Source organism: Bradyrhizobium sp. SZCCHNS3052, assembly GCF_032484495.1.
In the GTDB taxonomy this organism is placed as follows: Bacteria; Pseudomonadota; Alphaproteobacteria; order Rhizobiales; family Xanthobacteraceae; genus Bradyrhizobium.
Map to the genome: position 1 here is coordinate 62,847 of NZ_JAUETB010000006.1, position 23,986 is coordinate 86,832.

The following is a 23,986-nucleotide window of genomic DNA, read 5'->3' on the forward strand; positions in this document are numbered from 1 at the left end:
GCCGTAGCCCGGAAGCGACATCCGCGATCACACGAGCCGTATCGGAAAACCCGGATGTCGCTTCGCTCATCCGGGCTACGAGCTCTTCCGCGACGTTGCGAGCGCAACTCGCTCCTCATAACGACGCAAAAAAACGAGGCGACGAAATTAAAGCCCCGGCTGCCAGTGGCGCAACTCGCGGGCAGCCCGCGTCACCGCCCCGATCGTCGTGAACGTCGTCGTCTCCACCATCAGCGACCGTGCCAACCGCAGTGCCCGCACCTCGCAGGTCGCGCGCCGCTTGGCGTCCTCGATCAGTTCGAAATCGATGTTGTGAGCGAGGCCGAGGATGCGACGAATGATCTTGGCTGCGGTGAAACCGATGGCGTCCTGGAACAATCTCGCCACGTAGGCCCGACGCTCGGTCTCCAGGCGTGCGGCGCCCGCTTCACCCGGAAACAGTGACCGCGGATACGCATCGCCGGTCGCCTCGCTGCGCCACAGCGCCAGGAACTTGTCCGCGAAACCGTTCCAGACCTCATCGACTGCCGCCAGCACCCATCCCTCGAAGTGCTCCCGCTCGCCCGCCCGCTGCTCGTGTCCTTCGGACGCAAAATAGGCCATCAGCAGATTGGCGAGGACCGCACCGACGTCGAATCCCATCGGACCGTAGAAGGCGAATTCGGGGTCGATCACCTTGGTCTCGGTGTCCGTCACCATGATCGACCCGGTGTGCAGGTCGCCATGGATCAGCGCCTCGGCACACGACAGGAATTTCAGCTTGAGCCTGGAGATCGCGACGTGCAGATCGAGATCGCCGCGAATGTCGGCCGCGGTCGCGTCGAGCCACGGTGACGTCCAGCGATTCTGTTCGGCGATGCGATAGGGATCGGTGAAGATCAAATCCTCGGTGATCTTGCACAGCGCATGATTGCCGGCAAAGCTTGCGATCGCCTCCTTCTTCTCGGCGGCAGACAGTGCGAGGTCGGACGAGAAGAACAGCGTCCGCGCCATGAAGGTCGTGATGTGATCGACGAAGGCCGGATAGGTTGTGCCCGCGACCAGCCCCTTGCGCATGATGATGTGCGGCTCCAGCAACTCCATCGCCGTCAGCGCCAGCGCCGGATCATGATGAACGATGGCCGGCACGAGGCCGGGGGCAAGGCGGTTCTGATGCGTCAGCGCCAGATGCTCATAGTGGGCGCGTGACAGCGGCAGCGGCCAGCTCTCGCCGACCAGCCGCACGTAAGGCAGCGCCTGCTTCACCGCGAGACCGCCGGACGATCCCTTGACGATGAAGACCAGATTGAGGTTGCCATCGCCGACCTCGGTGATTGACCAGCGCTCGGCCGGTCCGCCGAGTTGCCCTGCAACTGAAGGGATCCCCGCGAGATAGTTTCGAAGATCAACCTCGTTCAGAATGCGATAGCCCGATTGCGTCCCGTTCCGGGCCTCGGCCGATGTCATCACGCGCAACCTCCCTGTCGGTCTTGTTTTGACCTCCTATAGCAAAAAAGCCGACGCACGTCCGCGCATCGGCTTCGAGAGAACGTTGTGCGATGCGAGCGGGGCTAGAACGGAATCCCCATCAGCCGCGACAGCCGCTCAACGCTGAGATAGCCGGCCTGATAGGCCACGAGTGACAGGGCGAAGATCGCGGCCGACAGCAGCGTCGTCCAGATCAGGCGCCGCCCCATTCGGCTGATCGTCGGCGCACCGGGGTCGGTGCCTAGCGGGCCTCCGCCGGACTCGTGCTGGCTGCGGATGCCGAACGGCAGGGTCACGAACAGCGTGACCCACCACATCACGAAGTAGATCGCGAGCCAGGTGGAGATCGTATAGGCCATGGTCGCCCCGCTGCCTCAGGCCTGCTCGATCTCGACGAGCGCGCCGGAAAAATCCTTCGGATGCAGGAACAGAACCGGCTTGCCATGCGCGCCGACCTTCGGCTGGCCGTCGCCGAGCACGCGGGCACCCTCCTTGATCAGGGTGTCGCGCGAGGCGATGATGTCGGCCACCTCGTAGCAGACGTGATGGATGCCGCCGTCCGCGTTGCGCTCGAGGAATTTGGCGATCGGTGACGCCTCGCCCAGCGGCTGGATGAACTCGATCTTGGTGTTGGGCAGAGTGACGAACACCGTGATCACGCCATGCTCCGGCAGCGGTACCGCCGCCGAAATCTCAGCACCGAATGCCGCGCCATAAATCCTGGCGGCCTTTTCGGCGTCCTTGACCGCGATGGCGACGTGGTTGAGCCGGCCCAGCATGACATCCTCCACTTCTTCTTTTTGAACGGCCGTTCAGCAGGCCCGCGTCAGACTTCCAACACATGGACGAGACAGATCGGCTTCTTGCCCCACTGCTCATTGACCGCCGAACGCACGGCCCGCCGGACGGATTCTGCCGCTGCGTCAGAATCGCGCCGACGCGCCCGCGGAAGACCTTCGAAGGTGGAAACGACAGCATCGAAGACGATGTCGTCCATCTCCTCGCCCGCCGCATTCTTCTCGGGGATGCCGACCATGTCGACCTCGGGATCGTCGGCCAGCTCGCCCTTCTCGGTGATGGCAAGCGCCACGAAGATGCAGCCGGCAAAGGCCATCTTGCGACGCTCGACCACAGCGCGCGACTTCGAATCCTCGACGATGCTGCCGTCCTTGTAGAGCCGCCCCGCCGGCAGTTGGTCGATGATTCCGGGATCACCGGGGCCGAGCTTGACGAGGTCGCCATTGCGGCAGGTGATGACCTTGGGCACGCCGCAGGCGCGCGCCAGCCTCGCGTGCTCGTGCAGATGCAGCGCCTCGCCATGCACGGGGATCAGGAGCTGCGGCCGCGTCCACGCGATCATGTCGCGCAGCTCGTCGCGGCGCGGGTGGCCGGAGACATGGACGAGATGGTTGCGGTCGGTGATGATCTCGATGCCCTGCTGCACCAGCCCGTTGATGACGGCGCCGACCGCCTTCTCGTTGCCGGGGATGGTGCGCGACGAGAAGATGACGGTGTCGCCCTTGTTCAAGGTGACCAGCGGATGATCGTCATTGGCGATGCGCGAGAGCGCCGCGCGCGGCTCGCCCTGGCTGCCGGTGCAGAGCGCGAGCACCTTGTCGGCCGGGAAATGGCCGTAGAGATCCATGCCGCGGAAGTTCTGCACGCCGTCGAGATAACCGGTCTCACGCGCGACCTGGACCACGCGTTCCATGGCACGGCCGACGATGACGACCTCGCGCTCGGCCTCGCGCGCCGCTTCGGCAACGGCGCGGATACGCGCGACGTTGGAGGCGAAGGTGGTCACGGCCACGCGGCCCTTTGCTTCCTTCACCAAAGCCGCGATCGTCTTGGCAACCTCGGCCTCGGACGGCGAGCGTCCCTCGCGCACGGCATTGGTGGAGTCGCCGATCAGTGCGAGCAATCCGGCATCACCGAGTTCGCGCAGCCGCTTCTCGTCGGTCGGCGCGCCCAGCACCGGCGTCGGATCGATCTTCCAGTCGCCGGTATGCAGGACAGTGCCGACCTCGGTGTGGATCGCCAGCGCGTGCGATTCAGGGATCGAATGCGCGACCGGAATGAACTCGACGTTGAACGGACCGATATCGACGCGGCCGCCGGAGGGGATCACCTTGACCGGGATCTTGGCTGGGAGGCGCTCGGCCTCGCACTTGGCCTCGAACAGTGCGGCGCTGAACTTGGTCGCGTAGATCGGGCACTTCAGCCGCGGCCACAGGTCTATGATCGCGCCGAAATGATCCTCATGCGCGTGGGTCAGCACGAGGCCGACGAGATTGTCGCGCTCCTTCTCCAGGAAAGCAACGTCGGGCATGATCAGGTCGATGCCCGGCAGATGCTCCTCGTCGCCGAAGGAGACGCCAAGATCGATCGCGAGCCATGAGCGCTGGTGGCGATTGCCGAGCCCGTAGATCGACAGGTTCATGCCGATCTCGCCGACACCTCCGAGCGGCGCAAATGTCAGTTCGTCGGGACGTGCCATCTAGACCGCTCCTTTGGATGCGACCGAGCCGAAATGAACATCACCGGCCGTGATCGGCTCCAATCGTCCCTCCGCGGTCCGCACCAGCATACAACCCTGTTCGTCGATCGTGTCGAAAATCCCCTCGATGATAGCATGTCCGGACCTGATGGCGACCGGCTGGCCGAGGCCTGCGGCGCGCTCGAGCCAGAGTTTCCGGATGTCACCGAAGCCCCGTCCCTCGTTCCAGATGCCGAAATACTCGACCCAGGCATCCGACAGCGCCGAGAACAGGTCCTCGGCGGTCACCTGGATGCCGAGGTCCGCCAACGACACCGCCGGTGTCGGGGTATCCAGCGGCGCCGCGACCACGTTGGTTCCAATACCGGCAACCACCGCAAGCCCTTGAGCCACCTGCTCCGCCTCGAGCAGCATGCCGACGATCTTGCGGCCGTCAGCCAGCACGTCGTTGGGCCATTTCAGCGCGAATGACGCGCGTGCTCCGGACCGCAGCGCGGCCTCGATGCTCACCTGGCGCAACGCGCTCTCGATGGAGAGGCCGGCGGCGAAGCCGAGTGTGGCTGCGATCGCAGGAGCCACGTTCAGCACTTCCAGCACGCTCGAGGCCAGATTGCCGCGCGGGGCGATCCACGGGCGCTGGCGCCGGCCGCGCCCGGCCGTCTGCTCAGATGTGACAAACCAGCACGGCGCCTTGCCGCCCTCTCGGGCCGACTTCAGCGCCTCGACATTGGTTGAGCCGGTCTGGTCGAACGTGACGAGTCGGTAGCCAGCCTTGTCAGCCTGGGACCCTAGCGCAAACGTCATCTAGAACAGCGACTTCGCCGCGGCCGCGGCCGCGCTGACCAGCGGGCCGGGATAGGCGAAGAACAGGATGTTGAAGACGCCGGAGATCGCGAGCACCGTGCGCAGCTCGATACGGACCGGATCGAGCGTCGGCAGCGGCTCGTCGAAATACATCGTCTTGACGATCAGGAGATAATAGTAGGCGCCGACCACGCTGGTGAGCACGCCGATCACCGACAGCGTGAACAGCCCGGCCTTGATGGCAGCGACGAAGACGTACCATTTGGCGAAGAAGCCCGCGAGCGGCGGCACGCCGGCCAGCGAGAACAGCAGCATCGCGAAGAAGAAGGCAAGCAGCGGATTGGTGCGCGACAGCCCCGAGAAGTCGCTGATCTTCTCGAACGACTGGCCGTTGCGCTTGATCGCCATGATCACGGCGAACGAGCCGAGCGTCATCGCGACATAGATCGCGATGTAGGTCAGCACGCCCTGCGCGCCCTCGACCGTACCGGCGGCGAGACCGACCAGCGCAAAGCCCATGTGGCCGATCGACGAATAGGCCATCAGGCGCTTGATGTTGGTCTGGCCGATCGCGGCGAACGAGCCGAGCGCCATCGAGGCGATCGAGACGAACACGATGATCTGCTGCCACTGGAAGGTGATGCCGGGAAACGCCGTCAGCGCGACGCGCGCGAACACGGCCATCGCCGCGACCTTGGGCGCGGAGGCGAAGAACGCCGTCACCGGCGTCGGCGCGCCTTCATAGACGTCCGGCGTCCACATGTGGAACGGCACCGCCGAGACCTTGAAGCACATGCCGGCGAACAGGAAGACGAGGCCGAAGATGATGCCGACGCTGCCGGTCTTGGTCACCGCCGCGATTCCGGCAAAACTCACCGTGCCGGTGAAGCCGTAGATCAGCGAGGCGCCGTAGAGCAGCATGCCGGAGGACAGCGCGCCGAGCACGAAATACTTCAGGCCGGCTTCGGTCGACTTGACGTTGTCACGATGGCTGGCCGCGACGACGTAGAGCGCGAGCGACATCAGCTCGAGACCGAGGTAGAGCGTGATCAGGTCGCCGGCCGAGATCAGCACCAGCATGCCCAAGGTCGAGAGCAGCACGAGGATCGCATATTCGAAGATGCGACGATCGGGCTTCGACAGGAACTCCGCCGACATGATCAGGGTCGCGATCGAACCGATCAGCGCCAGGATCTTCAGGAAGCGCGCATAGCTGTCAGCGATGAAGCTGCCGCCGAAGGCCTGGCCGCCCGGCTGCCTGAGCACGAGGATGCCGACCACGATCAGCAGAGCGACCGCCAACCACGTGACGAGCCCCGTCGTCTCCTGCCCGCGAAACGCGCCCAGCATCAACAGCGCCATGGCCCCCACGGCCAACAACAGCTCCGGCAGCACCACCCAAAGCTGAGGCCCAAGATTCTCGATCATCGTCTGTGTCCCGACCCCTCAAGGTCTCATCATTGGAGCAGCGCGGCGGCCTTCACGGCCGTCACGGCGGTATTGTAGTGGTTGACGAGCTGCTGCACCGACGCCGCCGACATGTCGAGGATCGGCTTCGGATAAACGCCGAACAGGATGGTCAGCGCCACCAGCGGAAACAGGATCACGCCCTCACGCAGGGTGAGATCTTTGATGCTGGCGAGCGACGGCTTGGTCAGCGCACCGAACACCACCTTGCGGTAAAGCCACAACGCGTAGGCCGCCGAGAGGATGACGCCTGATGTCGCGAAGAACGCGGTCGGGATCGACACCTTGAAAGTGCCGAGCAGAGTCATGAACTCGCCGACGAAGCCGGACGTGCCGGGCAGGCCGACATTGGCCATCGTGAACACCATGAACACCAGAGCATAGACCGGCATCCGGTTCACGAGGCCGCCGTAGGCCGCGATCTCGCGGGTATGCATGCGGTCATAGACCACGCCGACGCAAAGGAACAGCGCGCCCGAGACGATACCGTGCGAAATCATCTGGAACACGCCTCCGGCGACACCCTGCATGGTGCCCGCGAAGATGCCCATGGTGACGAAGCCCATATGCGCCACCGATGAGTAGGCGATCAGCTTCTTGATGTCCTCCTGCATCAGCGCGACCAGCGAGGTGTAGATGATCGCGATCGCCGAGAGCGTGAACACCAGCGGCGCGAAGTCGTGCGAGGCCAGCGGGAACATCGGCAGCGAGAAGCGCAGGAAGCCGTAGCCACCCATCTTCAAGAGGATCGCGGCCAGGATCACCGAGCCCGCGGTCGGCGCCTCGACGTGCGCGTCCGGCAGCCAGGTGTGCACCGGCCACATCGGCATCTTCACCGCAAAGGAGGCGAAGAACGCCAGCCACGCCCAGGTCTGCAAGGACCGCGGCACCGCCGTATGCATCAAGGTCGGAATGTCGGTCGTGCCGGCGTTCCAGTACAGCGCCATGATGGCGAGCAGCATCAGCACCGAGCCGAGCAGCGTGTAGAGGAAGAACTTGAACGAGGCGTAGACCCGGCGCGGACCGCCCCAGACGCCGATGATCAGGAACATCGGGATCAAGCCGCCCTCGAAGAACAGATAGAACAGCACGAGGTCGAGCGCCGAGAACGTACCGACCATCAGCGTTTCCAGGATCAGGAACGCCATCATGTATTCGCGCAGCCGGTTGGTCACCGACTTCCAGCTCGCGATGATGCAGAACGGCATCAGGGCGGTGGTCAGGATCACGAACGGCAGCGAGATGCCGTCGACGCCCATGTGGTAGCTGATGCCGGCTGCCAGCCAGTTCGACTTCTCGACGAATTGGAAGTCGGTCTGGGCGGGATCGAAGCGCAGCACCAGGATCACCGACACCCCGAACGTGATCAGCGTGGTCCACAGCGCGATCCAGCGCGCATTGCGCCTAGCCGCCTCGTCGTCGCCGCGGACCAGATAGATCAGCAGCGCACCGACGATCGGCAGGAAGGTGACGACGGAGAGAATTGGCCAGGTGGTCATTGCTGGCCCCCCATGAACATGAACCAGGTGATCAGGCCGGCGACGCCGATCAGCATGGCAAAGGCGTAATGATAGAGGTACCCGGTCTGGATCTTGACGACGTTGCGCGTGATGTCGAGCACCCGCGCCGAGACACCGTCCGGACCGAAGCCGTCGATGACGAAGCCGTCGCCTTTCTTCCAGAGGAAGCGGCCGAGCCACTTCGCCGGACGGACGAAGATCACGTCATACAGCTCGTCGAAGTACCACTTGTTGAGCAGGAACTTGTAGAGCAGCGGCTGCTGCGCGGCGAGCTCCTCCGGGATGTCCGGACGTCTGACGTAGAAGATGTAGGAGACCACAAATCCCAGCACCATCATGACGAAGGGAAGCTGAGCGAGCCAGGCCGGCATGTGCTCCATGTCTTCGAGAATGTGCGGGTTCATCTTCAGCGACTCGCCGAAGAAGTGCTCGACGCCATGGGGATCGGTGAACACGCCCTTGAACGGGAGGCCGGCCAGGATCGAGCCTGCCGCGAGCACGCCGATCGGGATGAGCATCCAGATCGGGCTCTCGTGTGCGGCATCATAATGATGCTGATCGTGCGGCGTGCCGAAGAAGGTCTTGAACACCAGGCGCCAGGAATAGAACGAGGTCAGGCCGGCGGCGACAATGGTGAGGAAATACGCGTAGGTCGCGAACGGATTGTGCGCGGCGTACGCGGCCTCGATGATCGCATCCTTGGAGAAGAAGCCTGCGAAGCCGGGGAAGCCGGTGAGCGCCAGGGTGCCGACCGTCATCACCGCGAAGGTGTATGGGATCTTGCGCCACAGGCCGCCCATGTTGCGGATGTCCTGCTCGTGATGCATCGCGTAGATCACCGAGCCAGAGCCCAAGAACAGCAGCGCCTTGAAGAAGGCATGCGTGAACAGATGGAACATGCCGACCGAATAGGCCCCTGCTCCCATCGCCACGAACATGTAGCCGAGCTGCGAGCAGGTCGAGTAGGCGACGATGCGCTTGATGTCGTTCTGCACGAGGCCGACGGTCGCAGCGAAGAACGCCGTGGTCGCGCCGAAGAACATCACGACGGCCTGGGCGTTCGGGGCGAGCTCGAACAGCGGCGACAGGCGCGCGACCATGAAGACGCCGGCGGTGACCATGGTCGCGGCATGGATCAGCGCCGAGACCGGGGTCGGACCTTCCATCGCGTCCGGCAGCCAGGTATGCAGCAGGAACTGTGCCGACTTGCCCATGGCGCCCATGAACAGCAGCAGGCAGGTCAGGGTCAGCGCGTCGGCATGCCAGCCGAGGAAGTTGATCGTCTTGCCGGCAAAGCTCGGCGCGGCGGCGAAGATGGTCTCGAAGTCGGTCGACTTCGCCAGCAGGAACACGGCGAAGATGCCGAGCGCGAAGCCGAAATCGCCGACGCGGTTGACGACGAAGGCCTTGATGGCGGCAGCGTTGGCCGACGGCTTCTGGAACCAGAAGCCGATCAGCAGGTAGCTCGCCAGACCGACGCCCTCCCAGCCGAAGAACAGTTGCACGAGGTTGTTCGCGGTCACCAGCATCAGCATCGCGAAGGTGAACAGCGACAGATAAGCGAAGAAGCGCGGACGGTTCGGATCCTCGTCCATATAGCCGATCGAATAGAGGTGGACGAGCGAGGACACGCTGGTCACAACGACCAGCATCACCGCCGTGAGCGTGTCGACACGCAGCGCCCAGGACACCTGCAGCTCGCCGGAATTGATCCAGGGCAACAGCTCTTTCACACCCGCCTCGTGGTGCATGAAGCCGACGCTGATCAGCATCGCCCAGGACAGGCCGGCCGACACGAACAGCAGCGCCGTCGTGATCACCTGCGCCGCCCAGGTGCCGGAGGCCGGCGGCTCGGCGACATGATGGTCGTCGTGTCCGTGGCCGTGATCGTCATGCGCGTGCGCGTCGGCGGCGCCGTGGTGATGACCGTCGTCGTGATGATGCTCGACCGTATCACCGCTCGGATGGCGCGCATGCGCGCCGAGCAGCGCGATCAGGCCGGCCAGGATCGCGCCCAGCAGCGGCAGAAAGACAATGGCCTGGATCATTCGCCCGTTCCCTTACGCATGACCTTGCCGGCGAGCCGGCCCCCATCTGTGCGGATCATGCGCCCTTAGCCCTTCATCATATTGACGTCTTCGACCGCAATCGAGCCGCGGTTGCGGAAGTAGACCACCAGCACGGCAAGGCCGATCGCGGCTTCCGCCGCCGCAACTGTCAGAACCAGCAGCGCGAACACCTGCCCGACGATGTCGCCCAGGAATGTCGAGAACGCCACCAGATTGATGTTCACCGCGAGCAGGATCAGCTCGACCGACATCAGGATGACGATGATGTTCTTGCGGTTCAGGAAGATGCCGAGGATGCCGAGCGTGAACAGCATGGCGGCGACGGCGAGATAGTGTCCCAATCCGATGGTCATTTCACCCACTCCGCCGCGTCCGTATCCTGCAGCCCCTGCCCGACCGCGACCTTGCGGACCGCCATCGCCATCTCCGGCGTGCGCGCGTTCTGGACGTTGATGTCCTGGCGCTTGACGCTCGCCTTGTGGCGCAGCGTCAGCACGATCGCGCCGATCATCGCCACCAGCAGGATCATGCCGGAGAGCTGGAAGTAATGGATGTACTTCGTATAGAGCACGAGGCCGAGCGCCTCGGTGTTGGTGACGTTGGTCGGGATCGCCGCGGTGATCGCCTTCGGCGTCGTCGGGTTGATGACCCAGTAGGACACCGTCAGCAGCAGCTCGAACAGGAAGATGCCGCCGATGACCAGGCCGATCGGCATGTACTGCAGGAAGCCCTCGCGCAGCTCCGTGAAGTCGACATCGAGCATCATGATCACGAACAGGAACAGCACCGCGACCGCGCCGACGTAGACGACCACGAGGATCATCGCCAGGAATTCGGCGCCCATCAGCACGAACAGGCCGGAGGCGTTGACGAAGGCGAGGATCAGATAGAGCACCGAGTGAACGGGGTTCTTCGAGACGATCACCATCACGGCCGAGGCCACGCAGACCGCCGCGAAGAGATAGAAGAAGAGCGCAGGAAGGATCATCGGACGGCCTCAGCGGTACGGCGCGTCGAGCGCGATGGCTTTGGAGATCTCGCGCTCCCAGCGGTCGCCATTCGCGAGCAGCTTGGCCTTGTCATAATACAGCTCCTCGCGGGTCTCGGTCGCGAACTCGAAGTTCGGTCCTTCGACGATGGCGTCGACCGGACAAGCTTCCTGGCACAGGCCGCAATAGATGCACTTCACCATGTCGATGTCGTAGCGCACCGTGCGGCGGGTGCCGTCGTTGCGGCGCGGACCGGCCTCGATCGTGATCGCCTGCGCGGGACAGACCGCCTCGCACAGCTTGCAGGCGATGCAGCGCTCTTCGCCGTTTGGATAGCGCCGCAACGCGTGCTCGCCGCGGAAGCGCGGCGAGATCGGGCCCTTCTCGAACGGATAGTTCAGGGTCGGCTTCGGCTGGAAGAAGTAGCGCATCGCGAGGAAGAACGCGGAGACGAACTCCTGCAGCAGCAGCGACCGTGCGGTGGCGGAAATGTTCATGACAGCCTCATTTCGGCGCGATGCCGGCGAAGTGCAGCACGCCTGCGACGATGACCACCATGGCCAGCGACAGCGGCAGGAACACTTTCCAGCCCAGTCGCATCAACTGGTCGTAGCGGTAGCGCGGCACGATCGCTTTCGCCATCGCGATCAGGAAGAACATGAAGAACAGCTTGAGCGAGAACCAGATGACGCCCGGCACCCAGTTGAACGGCGGCAGATCGATCGGCGGCAGCCAGCCGCCCAGAAACAGGATCGTCGCCAGCGCGCACATCGTGGTGATCGCGACATACTCGCCGAGCATGAACAGCAGATACGGCGTCGAGCCGTATTCCACCATGAAGCCGGCAACGAGCTCCGATTCCGCCTCAACGAGATCGAAGGGCGGACGGTTGGTCTCGGCCAGCGCCGAGACGTAGAACACCACGAACATCGGGAACAGCGGCCAGACGTACCAGTTCAGGATCGTCAACTGCGGCAGGCCGATCAGGCTCGCAAGCCCGCGGGCATGCTGCGCCTCGACCACCGCCGAGAGGTTCAAGGTGCCGGCGCAGAGCAGCACGGTGATGATGACGAAGCCGATCGAGACCTCGTAGGACACCATCTGCGCCGCCGAGCGCAGCGCCGCCAGGAACGGATACTTCGAGTTCGACGACCAGCCGGCCATGATGATGCCGTAGATCGACAGTGACGAGATCGCGAAGATGAAGAGAATGCCGACATTGATGTCGGCGATCGCCCAGCCGAGATTGGTCGGGATCACCGCCCAGGCCGCCAGCGCCAGCACGCAGGAGACCAGCGGTGCCAGCAGGAACACGCCCTTGTTGGCGCCGGCCGGAATGATCGGCTCCTTGAGCACGAACTTCAGCAGGTCTGCGAACGACTGGAACAGGCCCCAGGGCCCGACCACGTTGGGACCCCGGCGGATCTGCACCGCCGCCCAGATCTTCCGGTCGGCCAGCAGGATGTAGGCGATCGCGACCAGCAGGACGACGAGCAGCAGGACGCTCTGCGCGACCATGATGATCAGCGGCCAGAGGAAGCCGGTCCAGAACGAGCTTGCGAAGAAATCAGCCATCAGGTCACGCTCACTCCGCTGCCGTCAGCATCTGCCCGGAAGCCAGGCGGGAACATTCCGCCATGACCGCCGATGCGCGCGCGATCGGATTGGTGAGATAGAAGTCGTCGATCAGCGGCTTGAACGGTGCCTTCTCGAGGTTGCCGCCCTTGCCAGCCAGGGTCTTGATGTCGGCGATCTTGCCCGCCTCGATCTGGTCGACGCGGCCAAGATGCGGCACGGCCTTGATGATCGCAACGCGCAGCGCGGCCAGCGAGTCGTAGCCGAGCTTCCTGCCGAGCACGTCGGACAGCGCCCGGATGATTGCCCAGTCCTCGCGTGCCTCGCCCGGCGGGAATGACGCCCGGCCCGTCATCTGCACCCGGCCCTCGGTGTTGACGTAGAGCCCGGACTTCTCGGTGTAGGCAGCCCCCGGCAGGATGACATCGGCACGATGGGCACCGCGGTCGCCATGGGTACCGATGTAGACGACGAAAACGCCCTCGGGCACCTCGACCTCGTCAGCGCCGAGCAGGAACATCACGTCCATGGTGCCGAACGTCGTCATCTGCGCGGCCGTGAGGCCGGTGCCGTTGAAGCCGATGTCGAGGGCGCCGACCCGCGAGGCGGTGTCGTGCAGCACGGCAAAGCCGTTCCAGTCGTCGCGCACGGCGTTGACGTCCATTGCGATCTTGGCGGCCAGCGACAGGATCGCGCCGCCATCGTGGCGCGCGGCGGCGCCGGCGCCGACCAGCACGATCGGGTTCTTGGCGTTGCGGAAGGTGGTTGCAAACGAGTGTTTGCCGGCGGCGACGTCGCTCAGCGAGTCCGTGCCCGCGCCGATGTGCTCATAGGCATAGGTCAGGTCGGCCTTGGGACCGACCACGCCGACCTTGAGCTGGCCCGAGCGCCAGCGCTTGCGGATGCGGGCGTTGAGGACGGCCGCTTCCTTGCGCGGATTGGCGCCAATGATCAGGATCGCATCGGCCTGCTCGATACCCGCGATGGTCGGATTGAACAGATAGGACGCACGGCCGAGCTTGGCATCGAAGCTGTCACCGCCTTGCACCGCGACGTTGGTCGAGCCGAGCTTGGCGAGCAGATCCTTGAGGGCGAACATCTCTTCGACCGCGGCGAGATCGCCGGCGATCGCGCCGATGCGCTTGCCGTCGATGCGCGACAGCTTGGTGGCAATCGCCTTGAACGCCTCCGGCCAGGAGGCGGCGCGCAGCTTGCCATCCTCGCGAACGTAGGGACGATCGAGCCGCTGCGTGCGCAGGCCGTCGACGACATGGCGGGTCTTGTCGGAGATCCACTCCTCGTTCACGGCATCGTTGATGCGCGGCAGGATGCGCATCACCTCGCGGCCGCGGGTGTCGACACGGATCGCCGAGCCCACGCCGTCCATGACGTCGATCGACTGCGTCTTGCCGAGCTCCCAGGGGCGTGCGGCGAAAGCGTAGGGCTTCGAGGTCAGCGCACCGACCGGGCAGATGTCGACCAGATTGCCCTGCAGCTCCGAACTCAGCGCCTGCTCGAGATACGTCGTGATCTCCATGTCCTCGCCACGGCCGATCGCGCCCATTTCCGGCACGCCGCAGACTTCCGCCGAGAAGCGGACGCAACGCGTGCACTGGATGCAGCGGTTCATCGACGTCTTGACCAATGCGCCGAGATACTTGTCCTCGACGGCGCGCTTGTTCTCGGCGAAGCGGCTGGTGTCCACACCATAGCCCATCGCCTGGTCCTGCAGGTCACACTCGCCGCCCTGGTCGCAGATCGGGCAGTCCAGCGGATGGTTGATCAGAAGGAATTCCATCACGCCTTCGCGCGCCTTCTTGACCATCGGCGACCGCGTCGAGATCTCCGGCGGCTCGCCCTTCGGGCCCGGCCGGCAGTCGCGCACGCCCCAGGCGCAGCTCGCGACCGGTTTCGGTCCGCCCTTCACCTCGACGAGGCACATCCGGCAGTTGCCGGCGATCGACAGCCGCTCATGATAGCAGAAGCGCGGGATCTCGGCGCCCGCCGCCTCGCACGCCTGCAACAGCGTGTACTCCGGCGGCACATCGATCTCTTTGCCATCGATGATGATCTTGGTCATTGCCTCACATCTCTCTCAAACCACGGACCGCCGCGCCGCTGCGCACCGTGAGGGCGCGAGCGCGGGGAAAACGTTGCTGGCGAACCGGACCGCCATCACCTACTCCGCCGCCACCATGTGCGCGGGATCGCGCACGCCGACGTCGTCGACATCGGCCTTGTGCGAATACTGGTCAATGCGCGCCTCGATCTCGTGACGGAAATGCGTGATCAGCCCCTGGATCGGCCAAGCTGCCGCGTCGCCCAGCGCGCAGATCGTGTGTCCCTCGATCTGCTTGGTGACTTCGAGCAGCATGTCGATCTCGCGCTTGTGCGCCCGGCCTTCGGCCATGCGCGTCAGCACGCGCCACATCCATCCGGTGCCCTCGCGGCACGGCGTACACTGGCCGCAGCTCTCGTGCTTGTAGAAGTAGGAGATGCGCGCGATCGCCCGGATCAGGTCGGTCGACTTGTCCATCACGATCACGGCCGCGGTGCCGAGGCCGGAGCGCAGCTTCGACAGGCTGTCGAAATCCATCGGCGTATCGATGATCTGCTCGGCCGGCACCATGCGCACGGACGAGCCGCCGGGGATGACCGCCTTCAGATTGTCCCAGCCGCCACGGATGCCGCAGCAATGCTTCTCGATCAGCTCGCGGAACGGGATGCCCATCGCCTCTTCGACGTTGCAGGGCCGCTCGACGTGACCGGAGATGCAGAACAGTTTTGTGCCGACATTGTTCGGACGGCCGATGCCGGCAAACCACGCGGCGCCCCGGCGCAGGATGGTCGGCGCCACCGCGATCGACTCGACGTTGTTGACGGTGGTCGGGCAGCCATAGAGGCCGACGTTCGCCGGGAAAGGCGGCTTCAGCCGCGGCTGGCCCTTTTTGCCTTCGAGGCTCTCCAGCAGCGCGGTCTCCTCGCCGCAGATATAGGCGCCGGCGCCATGCGCGACATAGAGATCGAACGGCCAGCCATGGATGTTGTTCTTGCCGATCAGGTTGGCCTCATAGGCCTGATCGATCGCCGCCTGCAGCCGCTCGCGCTCGCGGATGAACTCGCCGCGCACATAGATGTAGCAGGCATGCGCGTTCATCGCGAAGCTGGCCAGCAGGCAGCCCTCGACGAGATGATGCGGATCGTGCCGCATGATCTCGCGGTCCTTGCAGGTGCCGGGCTCGGACTCGTCGGCGTTGACCACGAGGTAGCTCGGCCGACCGTCGGTCGATTCCTTCGGCATGAACGACCATTTCAGGCCGGTCGGGAAGCCGGCGCCGCCGCGGCCGCGCAGGCCTGAAGCCTTCATCTCGTTGATGATCCAGTCGCGACCTTTTTCGATCAGCGCCTTGGTGCCATCCCAGCTGCCGCGCCGGCGTGCGCCTTCGAGGCCCCAATCATGCAGGCCATAGAGGTTGGTGAAGATGCGGTCCTTGTCGTCGAGCATGATCAGACGGCTTCCTCGGATGTCAGCGGTTCGACTGCATGGTGGCGATGAAGGCGGCGCAGCCGCCGAACACCAAGGCCCACAGCAGACTGGACTCCAGCGTCGCATTGAGCGCGAACCGCTGCAGCACGAAAATGAAAGCGGCGGCTGCGAGCGTATGCAGCGCCACGTAGCGCCAGTTCTTCATCGCGGCGCCCTCTTCGGTCAGGGCCGCAACGCGGGTGCGATTGCGGCTCATGTCTTCTCCTTCAGCGTGGTCGGCCCGCCCGCCGGCGCCGAGAACTGGCGGCCATTCTGCGGACCCGGCGTCGGCAGGTTGCCGGTCGCGAAGCCGTCGAGCACCTTGCCGAAGCTCTCCGGCGTCAGGTCCTCATAGGTGTCCTTCCAGACCTGCACCATCGGCGCGTTCACGCAGGCGCCCAGGCACTCGACCTCTTCCCAGCTGAAGTCGCCGTCCTTCGACAGGTGGAAGGGATCGTGATGGATGCGATGCTTGCAGACCTCGATCAGTTCTTCGGCGCCGCGCAGACGGCACGGCGTGGTGCCGCACACCTGCACATGCGCCTTCTTGCCGACCGGCTGCAGCTGGAACATCGTGTAGAAGGTCGCCACCTCGAGCACGCGGATGTAGGGCATGCCGAGCATGTCGGCGACGACGCGGATGGCCGCCTCCGACACCCAGCCCTCGTTCTGCTCCTGCGCGCGCCACAGGATCGCGATCACGGCCGAGGCCTGGCGGCCTTCCGGATATTTCGCGATCTGCGCTTTGGCGAAGGCAAGGTTCTCGTCCGTGAACGCAAAGCTCGCGGGCTGGACTTCCTTCGGGGCAAGACGGCGGACGGACATGGCTCTTCAATCTTTCATTGCATGCGGCGCGCGGCACTTGCATTGAGCGCTGCGACGCGATTCTGCCAGAAGGCACTTGCAGTTCCGAACACGTTATAGCCGACGTGGGCGGACGCCTTGATCCGGTCGAGGATCGACAGCTCTGTCACGGTCTCGAGGCGGCCGCTTGCGGGGTCGTAGACCATCAGTTGCATCGGCGTCTGATCGAGGATGTAGCGCGAGACCGTATGGTTGCGATCCTGGCCGTGCTCCTCGCACAGGATCATGCTGTCGGTCGCGAGCAGCCGCGCCCCGCCCTTGATCGCCTCGATCTCGACGCCCTCGACGTCGAGCTTGATCAGGTACTTGCCGGAAGCGGCGACCTTGCCGTCGTCGATCAGATCGTCGAGCGCCATCACCGGCACCTGCTCGCCGCCGGCGCTGTCGCCGGCGATACTGAAGGCCTCGTGCTTGGTACCGGTGAGATGCGCGACGCCGCGGCGTTCGCCGATGGCGCACTTCATCACTTCGAAGCGGCCGCCGTTGATCTGCGCATTGTTCGCGAGCTTGGCGAAGTTCGCCGAGGACGGCTCGATCGCGATCGCCTTGTGCGCGCCGTAGGGCGTGCTCGACACCAGCACCGACCAGTAGCCGTAATTGGCCCCGCCGTCGATGAAGGTGTAGTCGACATCGACAGTGCCGAGAAACAGGAACTCGAGTTCGTCCTCATAGTGATAGTCGCGGTTGAGCAGCTTGCTCCAATAGCCGTCGCCATAGGGAAACTCGAACACGGCGTCCGGGTTGAGCTTCACCGCGATGTCGCGTTCGGGCAGCGCCAGCCGCAGCAGATTGGCACAGCGGTTGTAGCCGCGATGCGAGAAATGCGAGGAAATCTTCGAGCCGGTCGACAGCGCCAATGCAGCCGTGCGCTCCCAGAGGTTCGCTCCTTCGAGCGCTCCAGAAGCACGATCGAACTGGATCGGCGCATGGCCCATCAGCGGTCCACCTCTCCGAACACGATGTCGAGCGAGCCGAGAATGGCCGAGACGTCGGCGAGCAGATGGCCGCGGCAGATGAAATCCATCGCCTGTAGATGCGCGAAGCCCGGAGCGCGGATCTTGCACTTGTACGGCTTGTTGGTGCCGTCGGCGACGAGATAGACGCCGAACTCGCCCTTCGGCGCCTCGACGGCCGCATAGATCTCGCCTGCCGGCACGTGCACGCCTTCGGTGTAGAGTTTGAAGTGGTGGATCAGCGCTTCCATCGAGCGCTTCATCTCGCCACGGCGCGGCGGAGCGATCTTGTTGTCGGTGATCATCACCGGGCCCTGCCCGTCCGGTGCTCGCAGCTTCTGGATGCACTGCTTCATGATACGCACCGACTGGCGCATCTCTTCCATGCGGATCAGATAGCGGTCGTAGCAGTCGCCGTTCTTGCCGATCGGAACGTCGAACTCCATCTCGGCATAGACGTCGTAGGGCTGCGACTTGCGCAGGTCCCAGGCCGCGCCCGAGCCGCGCACCATCACGCCGGAGAAGCCCCACTCCCAGGCCTGCTTCAGGGTCACGACGCCGATGTCGACGTTACGCTGCTTGAAGATGCGGTTGCCGGTGAGAAGCCGGTCGAGATCGTCGACCACCTTCAGGAACGGATCGCAGAATGCGTCGATGTCGTCGATCAGCTTCGGCGGCAGGTCCTGGTGGACGCCGCCGATGCGGAAGTAGTTGGCGTGCATGCGCGAGCCGGAGGCGCGCTCATAGAACACCATCAGCTTCTCGCGCTCCTCGAAGCCCCACAGCGGCGGGGTCAGCGCGCCGACGTCCATCGCCTGGGTGGTGACGTTGAGCAGATGCGACAGCAGCCGTCCGATCTCGGAGTAGAGCACGCGGATCAGCTGGCCGCGGCGCGGAACCTCGATGCCGAGCAGGCGTTCGGCGGCGAGGCAGAAGGCATGCTCCTGATTCATCGGCGCGACGTAGTCGAGCCGATCGAAATAGGGCATCGCCTGCATGTAGGTCTTGGTCTCGATCAGCTTCTCGGTGCCGCGATGCAGCAGGCCGATATGCGGATCGACGCGCTCGACCACCTCGCCGTCCAGCTCCAGCACCAGACGCAGAACGCCATGGGCCGCCGGATGCTGCGGGCCGAAATTGATCGTGAAGTTGCGGAGGGCCGGGCTCTGCTCGTTCATGCTGAAGCTCCCGCTTCCTGGCGAGTAGCGAATGGCGAATAGCGAATAGCGAACGTCATTTCGGCGACTTGTCCTGTAACGACCGGATGAGCGCGCGAACCATCTTGCCCAAGTTCTCGCATTGCGTGAGCGAGGCTTTCAGGTCCGACGACGGCAAAAGGCCAACACGCTCCGCCAAGATCAGATGTGTTTCGAGTTCTTTCAGTGAGCCTTGCGCGATTCGCAAAGACTGGACGAAGCTGCCGGTGTTCTCTCGCCCGTGCCCCTCGGCGATGTTGGCGGCAATCGAACCTGATGACCGCCTGATCTGTGACGTCAGTCCGAACTGCTCCTCGCGAGGAAATTGGCGCGTCAGCCGATAACACGCCTCCGCAAGGGACATGGCATCCTGCCAAACCCGGAGGTCGCGATATGAATTTATCGGCTGCGAGGTCAACCATCATCCCTATTCGCTACTCGCTATTCCCTATTCGCCCAATTCACTTCGTCGCCTTCTCGTCGCCGGGCAGCGGATAGTCCGCACCTTCCCAGGGCGACAGGAAATCGAACTTGCGGAATTCCTGGTTGAGCCGCACCGGCTCGTAGATGACCCGCTTCTCCTGATCGTCGTAGCGCACCTCGACGAACCCCGTCGTCGGGAAGTCCTTGCGCAGCGGATGGCCGTCGAAGCCGTAATCCGTCAGCAGGCGGCGCATGTCCGGGTGGCCGACGAAGATCACGCCGTAGAGGTCGTAGGCCTCGCGCTCGAACCAATCGGCGCCCGGAAAGACATCGATCAGCGACGGCACCTGCGTCGTCTCGTCGGCCTCGGCCTTCAGCCGGATGCGCGCGTTCAGCGTCGGTGACAGGAAGTGATAGACGACATCGAAACGTTTGGCGCGCTCAGGATAGTCGACCGCCGTGATGTCGGTGATGTTGACGAAGCGGAGAGCCGGATCGTCGCGCAGATGTGTCACGACCTCGACGATCCGGGCGGACTCCACGTTCACCGTGAGCTGATTGAAAGCGACCGTATGGCCGATCGCGGCGCCCGGGAGCGCGCTTACGATCGTCTGCCCAAGGGCGTCGAGCCTGCCGTCGTCCATAACGAAAAACCTTCAGCGTTCGATGGTGCCGGTGCGCCGGATCTTCTTCTGCAGCAGCAGCACACCGTACAGCAGCGCTTCGGCGGTCGGCGGACAGCCGGGCACGTAGATGTCAATGGGAACGATGCGGTCGCAGCCGCGGACCACCGAATAGGAATAGTGATAGTAGCCGCCGCCATTGGCGCACGACCCCATCGAGATGACGTAGCGCGGCTCCGGCATCTGGTCGTAGACCTTGCGCAGCGCCGGCGCCATCTTGTTGGTCAAGGTGCCCGCGACGATCATCACGTCGGACTGGCGCGGCGAGGCGCGCGGCGCGAAGCCGAACCGCTCGACGTCGTAGCGCGGCATCGAGACCTGCATCATCTCGACGGCGCAGCAGGCCAGGCCGAACGTCATCCACATCAGCGAGCCGGTGCGGGCCCAGGTGATGAGATCGTCAGCGGTGGCGACGAAGAATCCCTTGTCCGACAGCTCGTGCCTGACCTCGAGGAAATACGGGTCGTTGGCACCGATCGGCCTGCCGGTCGCGGGATCGAGAATGCCCTTCGGGGCCGGAGCGATCGCCGGCCCGGTCGAGGACGTGGTCGGGCTCAATCCCATTCAAGCGCGCCTTTCTTCCATTCGTAGGCAAACCCGACCGTCAACACGGCCAGGAACACCAGCATCGACCAGAAGCCGGCCGCGCCGAGCTTGCCGAATGCGACTGCCCAGGGGAACAGGAAGGCGACTTCGAGGTCGAAGATGATGAAAAGGATGGCAACCAGATAGAAGCGGACGTCGAACTTCATGCGGGCGTCGTCGAACGCATTGAAGCCGCACTCGTACGCGGAGAGCTTCTCGGGATCGGGCTGCTGGTAGGCGACCAGGAACGGCGCGATCAGCAGCACCACCCCGATGATGGCTGCGACACCTATGAAAACGACGAGGGGGAGATAGTTCTGAAGGATGCCGGTCATCGGCGCCACTTTCCTCTGCGGTTTCGGTGCAAACCGCAGACTCGTTGCATTGGAATTGGTCGAAGCCTTAGCGCAGCGCACCAAGCCGCGCAAGACAAGCCGTCTCGCCGGTGTCATCCCTCCCCACATTGCGGAAACCCGGACACACCGAGCAGCGGCGCCGCGGATGACGCGTGCAGGAGCCGCATTGCAGACCCGCAGCATTACGGTGCCGCACGGTCCAACGCAGGACGCTGAGGCGATCAGCAATCGCGAGGACGCACGCCGGTGTGCGCAGGCTGGCTGGTCGGAGACGGATGCGGATCAGCGCTCGATCGGGAGATCCAAACGAGGCGACGGGACCGTCACCCGATAGGCTTCCGTTACCGCGGGAGATGGTCACGAAGGGCCGCCGGATCAAGATCATCCACGGCCGCCGTCGATACCGGCACCGCCGCGCGCTGTTAGCCCCGGCCGCATACTCCCGATTGCCGCCGCGGCGGCTGCAACCGATGAAACCATTTTGAGGAAACGAAGAAACGGGATCGAAACAAAGCGGGGGTACATGTCCAGGCAACAAAGTGGCGCTCTGAGACGCCGGGAGGCTGACATGAACCACTCGCTGCATTCCGCAGACCGATCGACCCATCTGAAGATCGTCGTCGTTGCCCTGGTCGCCGGCATCGCGGTGACCGCTTTCGGCATCGCGACCCGCGCCAACGTCGACTACAGCCAGACGGCATCGCACGTCGTGAAGGCAGGCAAGCCGGTGACCATGACGAGTTCCAGCGACTCGATGGTCGTCCGCTGAGGCCACTGCTCCGCTGCCATCTGACAGCAATCGCAGGCCACCCGCCGGGTGGCCTTTTTCATGCCCGATCGGAAAATCGGCGACGGAGCACTTGCCGTCCGGCGGAGCGCCAGGTCGTACACGGGAAGGGATCGCGCGGCGGCGCTGCTTGCGCCAGCGGACAGATCACATCAAAAGCTAAGCCATTGAAAACATGGCGCGAGAGACGGGGCTCGAACCCGCGACCTCCGGCGTGACAGGCCGGCGCTCTAACCAACTGAGCTACTCCCGCGTGATCGCGAAATCCGCGGAGGAGTGCGACTTAAAGGGGCGATGTTTCGAAGTCAAGGACAATGAACCGACAGCTGTGCGAAGTCCTTGATGGGGGAGCAATGCAGGACGCCCGATCTCCTTGGCTGGGCCCAGGCAGCCAACGTTAGTCGCCGCACGATGATGGGCCAAATCGACCTGTCCCGCGTCTCTCCTTCCGGACCGCGGCAACCCCGCCCCGCGGCGGCGGCGCTGGCGGTCGCTTCGCGACGACGTCGCAGGCCGGATATGGCAAAATGGGCGCCAAGTCCGACCGCGCATGCTTCCGACCGGGCATATTGAAATTTCCGGCCGCGGTCCCCGCCGAGGCGCACTTGCTGACCAGGAAGCGAGTGAGAGGAGATTCCTCGCGGACGCTGCCCACGAATCGCCCGCCACCGGTGCGAGGAAGATGAGCTTCGAATCGCCGGAGTCGGTATCCTGCAGGTGGCGCGCGCCGGAGTGCGCAATCCTGCTGTCGGCGAGGCGGTGCTGATCAACGCCGGCCCGCGACCCCGCCGTATTCCGCACGGGAGCTGGCGGACGATCTTTGATCAGAGCGGAAACCATTGATAACCTGCCACCCCCTGGTATCTGGCATGCAATAACTGATATATTAGTATACTGATACCTCCGGTAACATCTCCCTCTCTCCCTCTCTCCCTCTCTCTCTTGGTGCCCATGTCCGACCCGCTTCGCAGCTACACCCACTCCGTCACCGAGCGCCTGCTCCGCTACGCCGCGATCGACACCCAGTCGGACCCGACGTCGCCGACCTGTCCTTCGACGCTCAAACAGAAGAATCTCGGCCGGATGCTCGCAGCCGAGCTGCAGGCAATGGGCCTCTCGGACGCCCACCTGGACGACCATGGCTACGTCTATGCGACCATCCCCGCCACCACCGACAAGGCCGTGCCGGTGATCTGCTTCTGCTCGCACATGGACACGTCGCCCGATTGCTCCGGGGCCAACGTGAAGCCGCAGATCGTGCGCAACTACCAGGGCGGCGACATCGTGCTGCCGGGGGACCCGAGCCAGATCATCCGTGCGGCTGAGCATCCTGCATTGAAGGACCAGATCGGCAACGACATCGTCACCACCGACGGCACCACCCTGCTCGGGGCCGATAACAAAGCCGGCATCGCCGAGATCATGGACGCGGCGCAGTTCCTGATCAGCAATCCGCAGATCAAGCACGGCACCATCAAGATCCTGTTCACGCCGGACGAGGAGATCGGCCGCGGCGTCGACCGGGTCGACCTGAAGAAGCTCGGCGCCGACTTCGGCTACACGATGGATGGCGAAACCGCCGGCAACATCGAGGACGAGACCTTTGCCGCCGACGGCGCCACCATCCTCATCAACGGCGTCAGCGCCCATCCCGGCTTTGCCAAGGGCAAGATGGAGCACGCGATCAAGATCGCGTCCGCAATCGTCGATCGGCTCCCGAAGGATGGCTGCTCGCCGGAGACGACGGAGGGCAAGGAAGGCTTCCTGCATCCGGTCGGGATCTCCGGCGCGCTCGAACAGGCGCGACTCGACTTCATCGTGCGCGATTTCAGCGAGCAGGGCCTGCGGCAGAAGGAAGCGCTGCTCGAGGACATCGTCAGGGATGTCCTGAAGGACTATCCGCGCTCGAGCTATCGGATGGAGGTTCGGCAGCAATACCGCAACATGAAGGAGGTCATCGATCTGCATCCGGAGATCGTGACCTATGCCGAGGAGGCGATCCGCCGCGCCGGCCTGACGCCGGTCAGGACATCGATCCGCGGCGGCACCGACGGTTCGCGGCTGTCGTTCATGGGCCTGCCCTGCCCCAACATCTTTGCCGGCGAGCATGCCTTCCACTCGCGTCTCGAATGGGTCAGCGTCCAGGACATGGAGAAGGCGGCGCAGACCATCGTCCATCTGGCGATGATCTGGGAAGAGCGATCCTGAGCGCCGTCCGGCGCGCG

Annotated in this window: 24 protein-coding genes and 1 tRNA gene; 2 read left to right on the plus strand and 23 right to left on the minus strand. The window is 64.3% G+C overall.

From position 1 onward, the window contains the following. Nucleotides 1-147: 147 nt before the first annotated feature. The 22 genes from mtnK to QX073_RS20060 all read right to left on the minus strand — a co-directional run bounded on the left by mtnK (nucleotide 148) and on the right by QX073_RS20060 (nucleotide 20,953). Nucleotides 148-1,449, minus strand: coding sequence for an S-methyl-5-thioribose kinase (mtnK, locus tag QX073_RS19955; RefSeq protein ID WP_410052380.1), 1,302 nt, complete (start codon nucleotides 1,447-1,449; stop codon nucleotides 148-150). Nucleotides 1,450-1,550: 101 nt separating this feature from the next. Next, a complete protein-coding gene (locus tag QX073_RS19960) occupies nucleotides 1,551-1,826 on the minus strand; it encodes a DUF1467 family protein (RefSeq protein ID WP_315711565.1) in 276 nt (91 codons plus the stop codon). A gap of 15 nt (nucleotides 1,827-1,841) precedes the next feature. Next, entirely contained in the window at nucleotides 1,842-2,246 is a 405-nt protein-coding gene (gene mce, locus QX073_RS19965) for a methylmalonyl-CoA epimerase (protein WP_316170116.1), read from the minus strand. Nucleotides 2,247-2,293: 47 nt separating this feature from the next. Further along, on the minus strand, nucleotides 2,294-3,964 hold the full coding sequence (locus QX073_RS19970) for a ribonuclease J (RefSeq protein WP_316226248.1): 1,671 nt from the start codon (nucleotides 3,962-3,964) through the stop codon (nucleotides 2,294-2,296). Beyond that, nucleotides 3,965-4,768, minus strand: coding sequence for a biotin--[acetyl-CoA-carboxylase] ligase (locus tag QX073_RS19975; protein WP_315711562.1), 804 nt, complete (start codon nucleotides 4,766-4,768; stop codon nucleotides 3,965-3,967). Next, entirely contained in the window at nucleotides 4,769-6,196 is a 1,428-nt protein-coding gene (gene nuoN, locus QX073_RS19980) for an NADH-quinone oxidoreductase subunit NuoN (protein ID WP_315750893.1), read from the minus strand. 29 nt (nucleotides 6,197-6,225) lie between these two features. After that, nucleotides 6,226-7,734, minus strand: coding sequence for an NADH-quinone oxidoreductase subunit M (locus QX073_RS19985; RefSeq protein ID WP_316226249.1), 1,509 nt, complete (start codon nucleotides 7,732-7,734; stop codon nucleotides 6,226-6,228). Continuing rightward, entirely contained in the window at nucleotides 7,731-9,803 is a 2,073-nt protein-coding gene (gene nuoL / locus QX073_RS19990) for an NADH-quinone oxidoreductase subunit L (protein ID WP_315750892.1), read from the minus strand. The genes QX073_RS19985 and nuoL overlap by 4 nt, the downstream gene beginning before the upstream one ends. A 65-nt stretch (nucleotides 9,804-9,868) precedes the next feature. Then, entirely contained in the window at nucleotides 9,869-10,177 is a 309-nt protein-coding gene (gene nuoK / locus QX073_RS19995) for an NADH-quinone oxidoreductase subunit NuoK (RefSeq protein WP_315711558.1), read from the minus strand. Continuing rightward, a complete protein-coding gene (locus tag QX073_RS20000) occupies nucleotides 10,174-10,812 on the minus strand; it encodes an NADH-quinone oxidoreductase subunit J (protein ID WP_015666525.1) in 639 nt (212 codons plus the stop codon). The genes nuoK and QX073_RS20000 overlap by 4 nt, the downstream gene beginning before the upstream one ends. Nucleotides 10,813-10,821: 9 nt before the next feature. Next, nucleotides 10,822-11,310: an NADH-quinone oxidoreductase subunit NuoI gene (gene nuoI, locus QX073_RS20005; protein ID WP_006611003.1), complete on the minus strand. Its 489-nt coding sequence runs from the start codon at nucleotides 11,308-11,310 to the stop codon at nucleotides 10,822-10,824. 7 nt (nucleotides 11,311-11,317) lie between these two features. Beyond that, nucleotides 11,318-12,388 (minus strand): NADH-quinone oxidoreductase subunit NuoH, encoded by a 1,071-nt coding sequence (nuoH, locus tag QX073_RS20010; protein ID WP_315711556.1) that lies wholly within the window; start codon nucleotides 12,386-12,388, stop codon nucleotides 11,318-11,320. A 10-nt stretch (nucleotides 12,389-12,398) separates the two neighbouring features. After that, nucleotides 12,399-14,468 carry an NADH-quinone oxidoreductase subunit NuoG gene (gene nuoG / locus QX073_RS20015; protein ID WP_316226250.1) on the minus strand — a complete coding sequence of 690 codons (2,070 nt, stop codon included), beginning with the start codon at nucleotides 14,466-14,468 and terminating at the stop codon, nucleotides 12,399-12,401. Between the two features lie 99 nt (nucleotides 14,469-14,567). Further along, nucleotides 14,568-15,893 (minus strand): NADH-quinone oxidoreductase subunit NuoF, encoded by a 1,326-nt coding sequence (nuoF, locus tag QX073_RS20020; RefSeq protein ID WP_316226251.1) that lies wholly within the window; start codon nucleotides 15,891-15,893, stop codon nucleotides 14,568-14,570. 22 nt (nucleotides 15,894-15,915) lie between these two features. After that, nucleotides 15,916-16,131: a hypothetical protein gene (locus QX073_RS20025; protein ID WP_315711550.1), complete on the minus strand. Its 216-nt coding sequence runs from the start codon at nucleotides 16,129-16,131 to the stop codon at nucleotides 15,916-15,918. Beyond that, nucleotides 16,128-16,739: an NADH-quinone oxidoreductase subunit NuoE gene (gene nuoE / locus QX073_RS20030; protein WP_172109602.1), complete on the minus strand. Its 612-nt coding sequence runs from the start codon at nucleotides 16,737-16,739 to the stop codon at nucleotides 16,128-16,130. The genes QX073_RS20025 and nuoE overlap by 4 nt, the downstream gene beginning before the upstream one ends. A gap of 14 nt (nucleotides 16,740-16,753) precedes the next feature. Then, nucleotides 16,754-17,713 carry an FkbM family methyltransferase gene (locus QX073_RS20035; protein ID WP_315750889.1) on the minus strand — a complete coding sequence of 320 codons (960 nt, stop codon included), beginning with the start codon at nucleotides 17,711-17,713 and terminating at the stop codon, nucleotides 16,754-16,756. After that, complete coding sequence (locus QX073_RS20040) at nucleotides 17,713-18,909, minus strand: NADH-quinone oxidoreductase subunit D (protein ID WP_315711546.1); 1,197 nt, start codon at nucleotides 18,907-18,909, stop codon at nucleotides 17,713-17,715. Before QX073_RS20040 ends, QX073_RS20035 begins: the two co-directional genes overlap by 1 nt. 55 nt (nucleotides 18,910-18,964) lie before the next feature. Continuing rightward, entirely contained in the window at nucleotides 18,965-19,345 is a 381-nt protein-coding gene (locus QX073_RS20045; RefSeq protein ID WP_316170112.1) for a four helix bundle protein, read from the minus strand. A gap of 43 nt (nucleotides 19,346-19,388) precedes the next feature. Then, nucleotides 19,389-19,994, minus strand: coding sequence for an NADH-quinone oxidoreductase subunit C (locus QX073_RS20050; protein ID WP_315750887.1), 606 nt, complete (start codon nucleotides 19,992-19,994; stop codon nucleotides 19,389-19,391). Between the two features lie 12 nt (nucleotides 19,995-20,006). Beyond that, a complete protein-coding gene (locus tag QX073_RS20055; protein WP_173424458.1) occupies nucleotides 20,007-20,591 on the minus strand; it encodes a NuoB/complex I 20 kDa subunit family protein in 585 nt (194 codons plus the stop codon). Continuing rightward, nucleotides 20,588-20,953 carry an NADH-quinone oxidoreductase subunit A gene (locus QX073_RS20060; RefSeq protein WP_008964559.1) on the minus strand — a complete coding sequence of 122 codons (366 nt, stop codon included), beginning with the start codon at nucleotides 20,951-20,953 and terminating at the stop codon, nucleotides 20,588-20,590. The genes QX073_RS20055 and QX073_RS20060 overlap by 4 nt, the downstream gene beginning before the upstream one ends. 589 nt (nucleotides 20,954-21,542) lie before the next feature. Between QX073_RS20060 and QX073_RS20065 the strand changes: the two genes are divergently transcribed. Beyond that, the gene (locus QX073_RS20065) at nucleotides 21,543-21,743 is read left to right on the plus strand and encodes a hypothetical protein (RefSeq protein WP_315711542.1); all 201 of its coding nucleotides are present in this window, start codon (nucleotides 21,543-21,545) and stop codon (nucleotides 21,741-21,743) included. Between the two features lie 194 nt (nucleotides 21,744-21,937). On the opposite strand, the gene QX073_RS20070 is transcribed toward QX073_RS20065, so the two are convergent. Then, nucleotides 21,938-22,014 (minus strand) — tRNA-Asp (locus QX073_RS20070). Between the two features lie 698 nt (nucleotides 22,015-22,712). Here QX073_RS20070 and pepT point away from each other — a divergent pair. Further along, the gene (pepT, locus tag QX073_RS20075) at nucleotides 22,713-23,969 is read left to right on the plus strand and encodes a peptidase T (protein WP_315711541.1); all 1,257 of its coding nucleotides are present in this window, start codon (nucleotides 22,713-22,715) and stop codon (nucleotides 23,967-23,969) included. Nucleotides 23,970-23,986: the final 17 nt, after the last annotated feature.

Bases quoted from the DNA above. Each gene is read 5' to 3' on its own strand.
- nuoL (WP_315750892.1), bottom strand. From the start codon at position 9,803: ATGATCCAGGCCATTGTCTTTCTGCCGCTGCTGGGCGCGATCCTGGCC.
- QX073_RS20025 (WP_315711550.1), bottom strand. From the start codon at position 16,131: ATGAGCCGCAATCGCACCCGCGTTGCGGCCCTGACCGAAGAGGGCGCC.
- QX073_RS19975 (WP_315711562.1), bottom strand. From the start codon at position 4,768: ATGACGTTTGCGCTAGGGTCCCAGGCTGACAAGGCTGGCTACCGACTC.
- pepT (WP_315711541.1), top strand. From the start codon at position 22,713: ATGTCCGACCCGCTTCGCAGCTACACCCACTCCGTCACCGAGCGCCTG.
- nuoI (WP_006611003.1), bottom strand. From the start codon at position 11,310: ATGAACATTTCCGCCACCGCACGGTCGCTGCTGCTGCAGGAGTTCGTC.
- nuoN (WP_315750893.1), bottom strand. From the start codon at position 6,196: ATGATCGAGAATCTTGGGCCTCAGCTTTGGGTGGTGCTGCCGGAGCTG.
- mce (WP_316170116.1), bottom strand. From the start codon at position 2,246: ATGCTGGGCCGGCTCAACCACGTCGCCATCGCGGTCAAGGACGCCGAA.
- QX073_RS20040 (WP_315711546.1), bottom strand. From the start codon at position 18,909: ATGAACGAGCAGAGCCCGGCCCTCCGCAACTTCACGATCAATTTCGGC.
- QX073_RS20050 (WP_315750887.1), bottom strand. From the start codon at position 19,994: ATGGACGACGGCAGGCTCGACGCCCTTGGGCAGACGATCGTAAGCGCG.
- nuoG (WP_316226250.1), bottom strand. From the start codon at position 14,468: ATGACCAAGATCATCATCGATGGCAAAGAGATCGATGTGCCGCCGGAG.
- QX073_RS20000 (WP_015666525.1), bottom strand. From the start codon at position 10,812: ATGATCCTTCCTGCGCTCTTCTTCTATCTCTTCGCGGCGGTCTGCGTG.
- nuoE (WP_172109602.1), bottom strand. From the start codon at position 16,739: ATGTCCGTCCGCCGTCTTGCCCCGAAGGAAGTCCAGCCCGCGAGCTTT.
- nuoH (WP_315711556.1), bottom strand. From the start codon at position 12,388: ATGGCTGATTTCTTCGCAAGCTCGTTCTGGACCGGCTTCCTCTGGCCG.
- QX073_RS20035 (WP_315750889.1), bottom strand. From the start codon at position 17,713: ATGGGCCATGCGCCGATCCAGTTCGATCGTGCTTCTGGAGCGCTCGAA.
- QX073_RS19985 (WP_316226249.1), bottom strand. From the start codon at position 7,734: ATGACCACCTGGCCAATTCTCTCCGTCGTCACCTTCCTGCCGATCGTC.
- QX073_RS20065 (WP_315711542.1), top strand. From the start codon at position 21,543: ATGAACCACTCGCTGCATTCCGCAGACCGATCGACCCATCTGAAGATC.
- QX073_RS19960 (WP_315711565.1), bottom strand. From the start codon at position 1,826: ATGGCCTATACGATCTCCACCTGGCTCGCGATCTACTTCGTGATGTGG.
- QX073_RS19970 (WP_316226248.1), bottom strand. From the start codon at position 3,964: ATGGCACGTCCCGACGAACTGACATTTGCGCCGCTCGGAGGTGTCGGC.
- nuoK (WP_315711558.1), bottom strand. From the start codon at position 10,177: ATGACCATCGGATTGGGACACTATCTCGCCGTCGCCGCCATGCTGTTC.
- QX073_RS20060 (WP_008964559.1), bottom strand. From the start codon at position 20,953: ATGACCGGCATCCTTCAGAACTATCTCCCCCTCGTCGTTTTCATAGGT.
- nuoF (WP_316226251.1), bottom strand. From the start codon at position 15,893: ATGCTCGACGACAAGGACCGCATCTTCACCAACCTCTATGGCCTGCAT.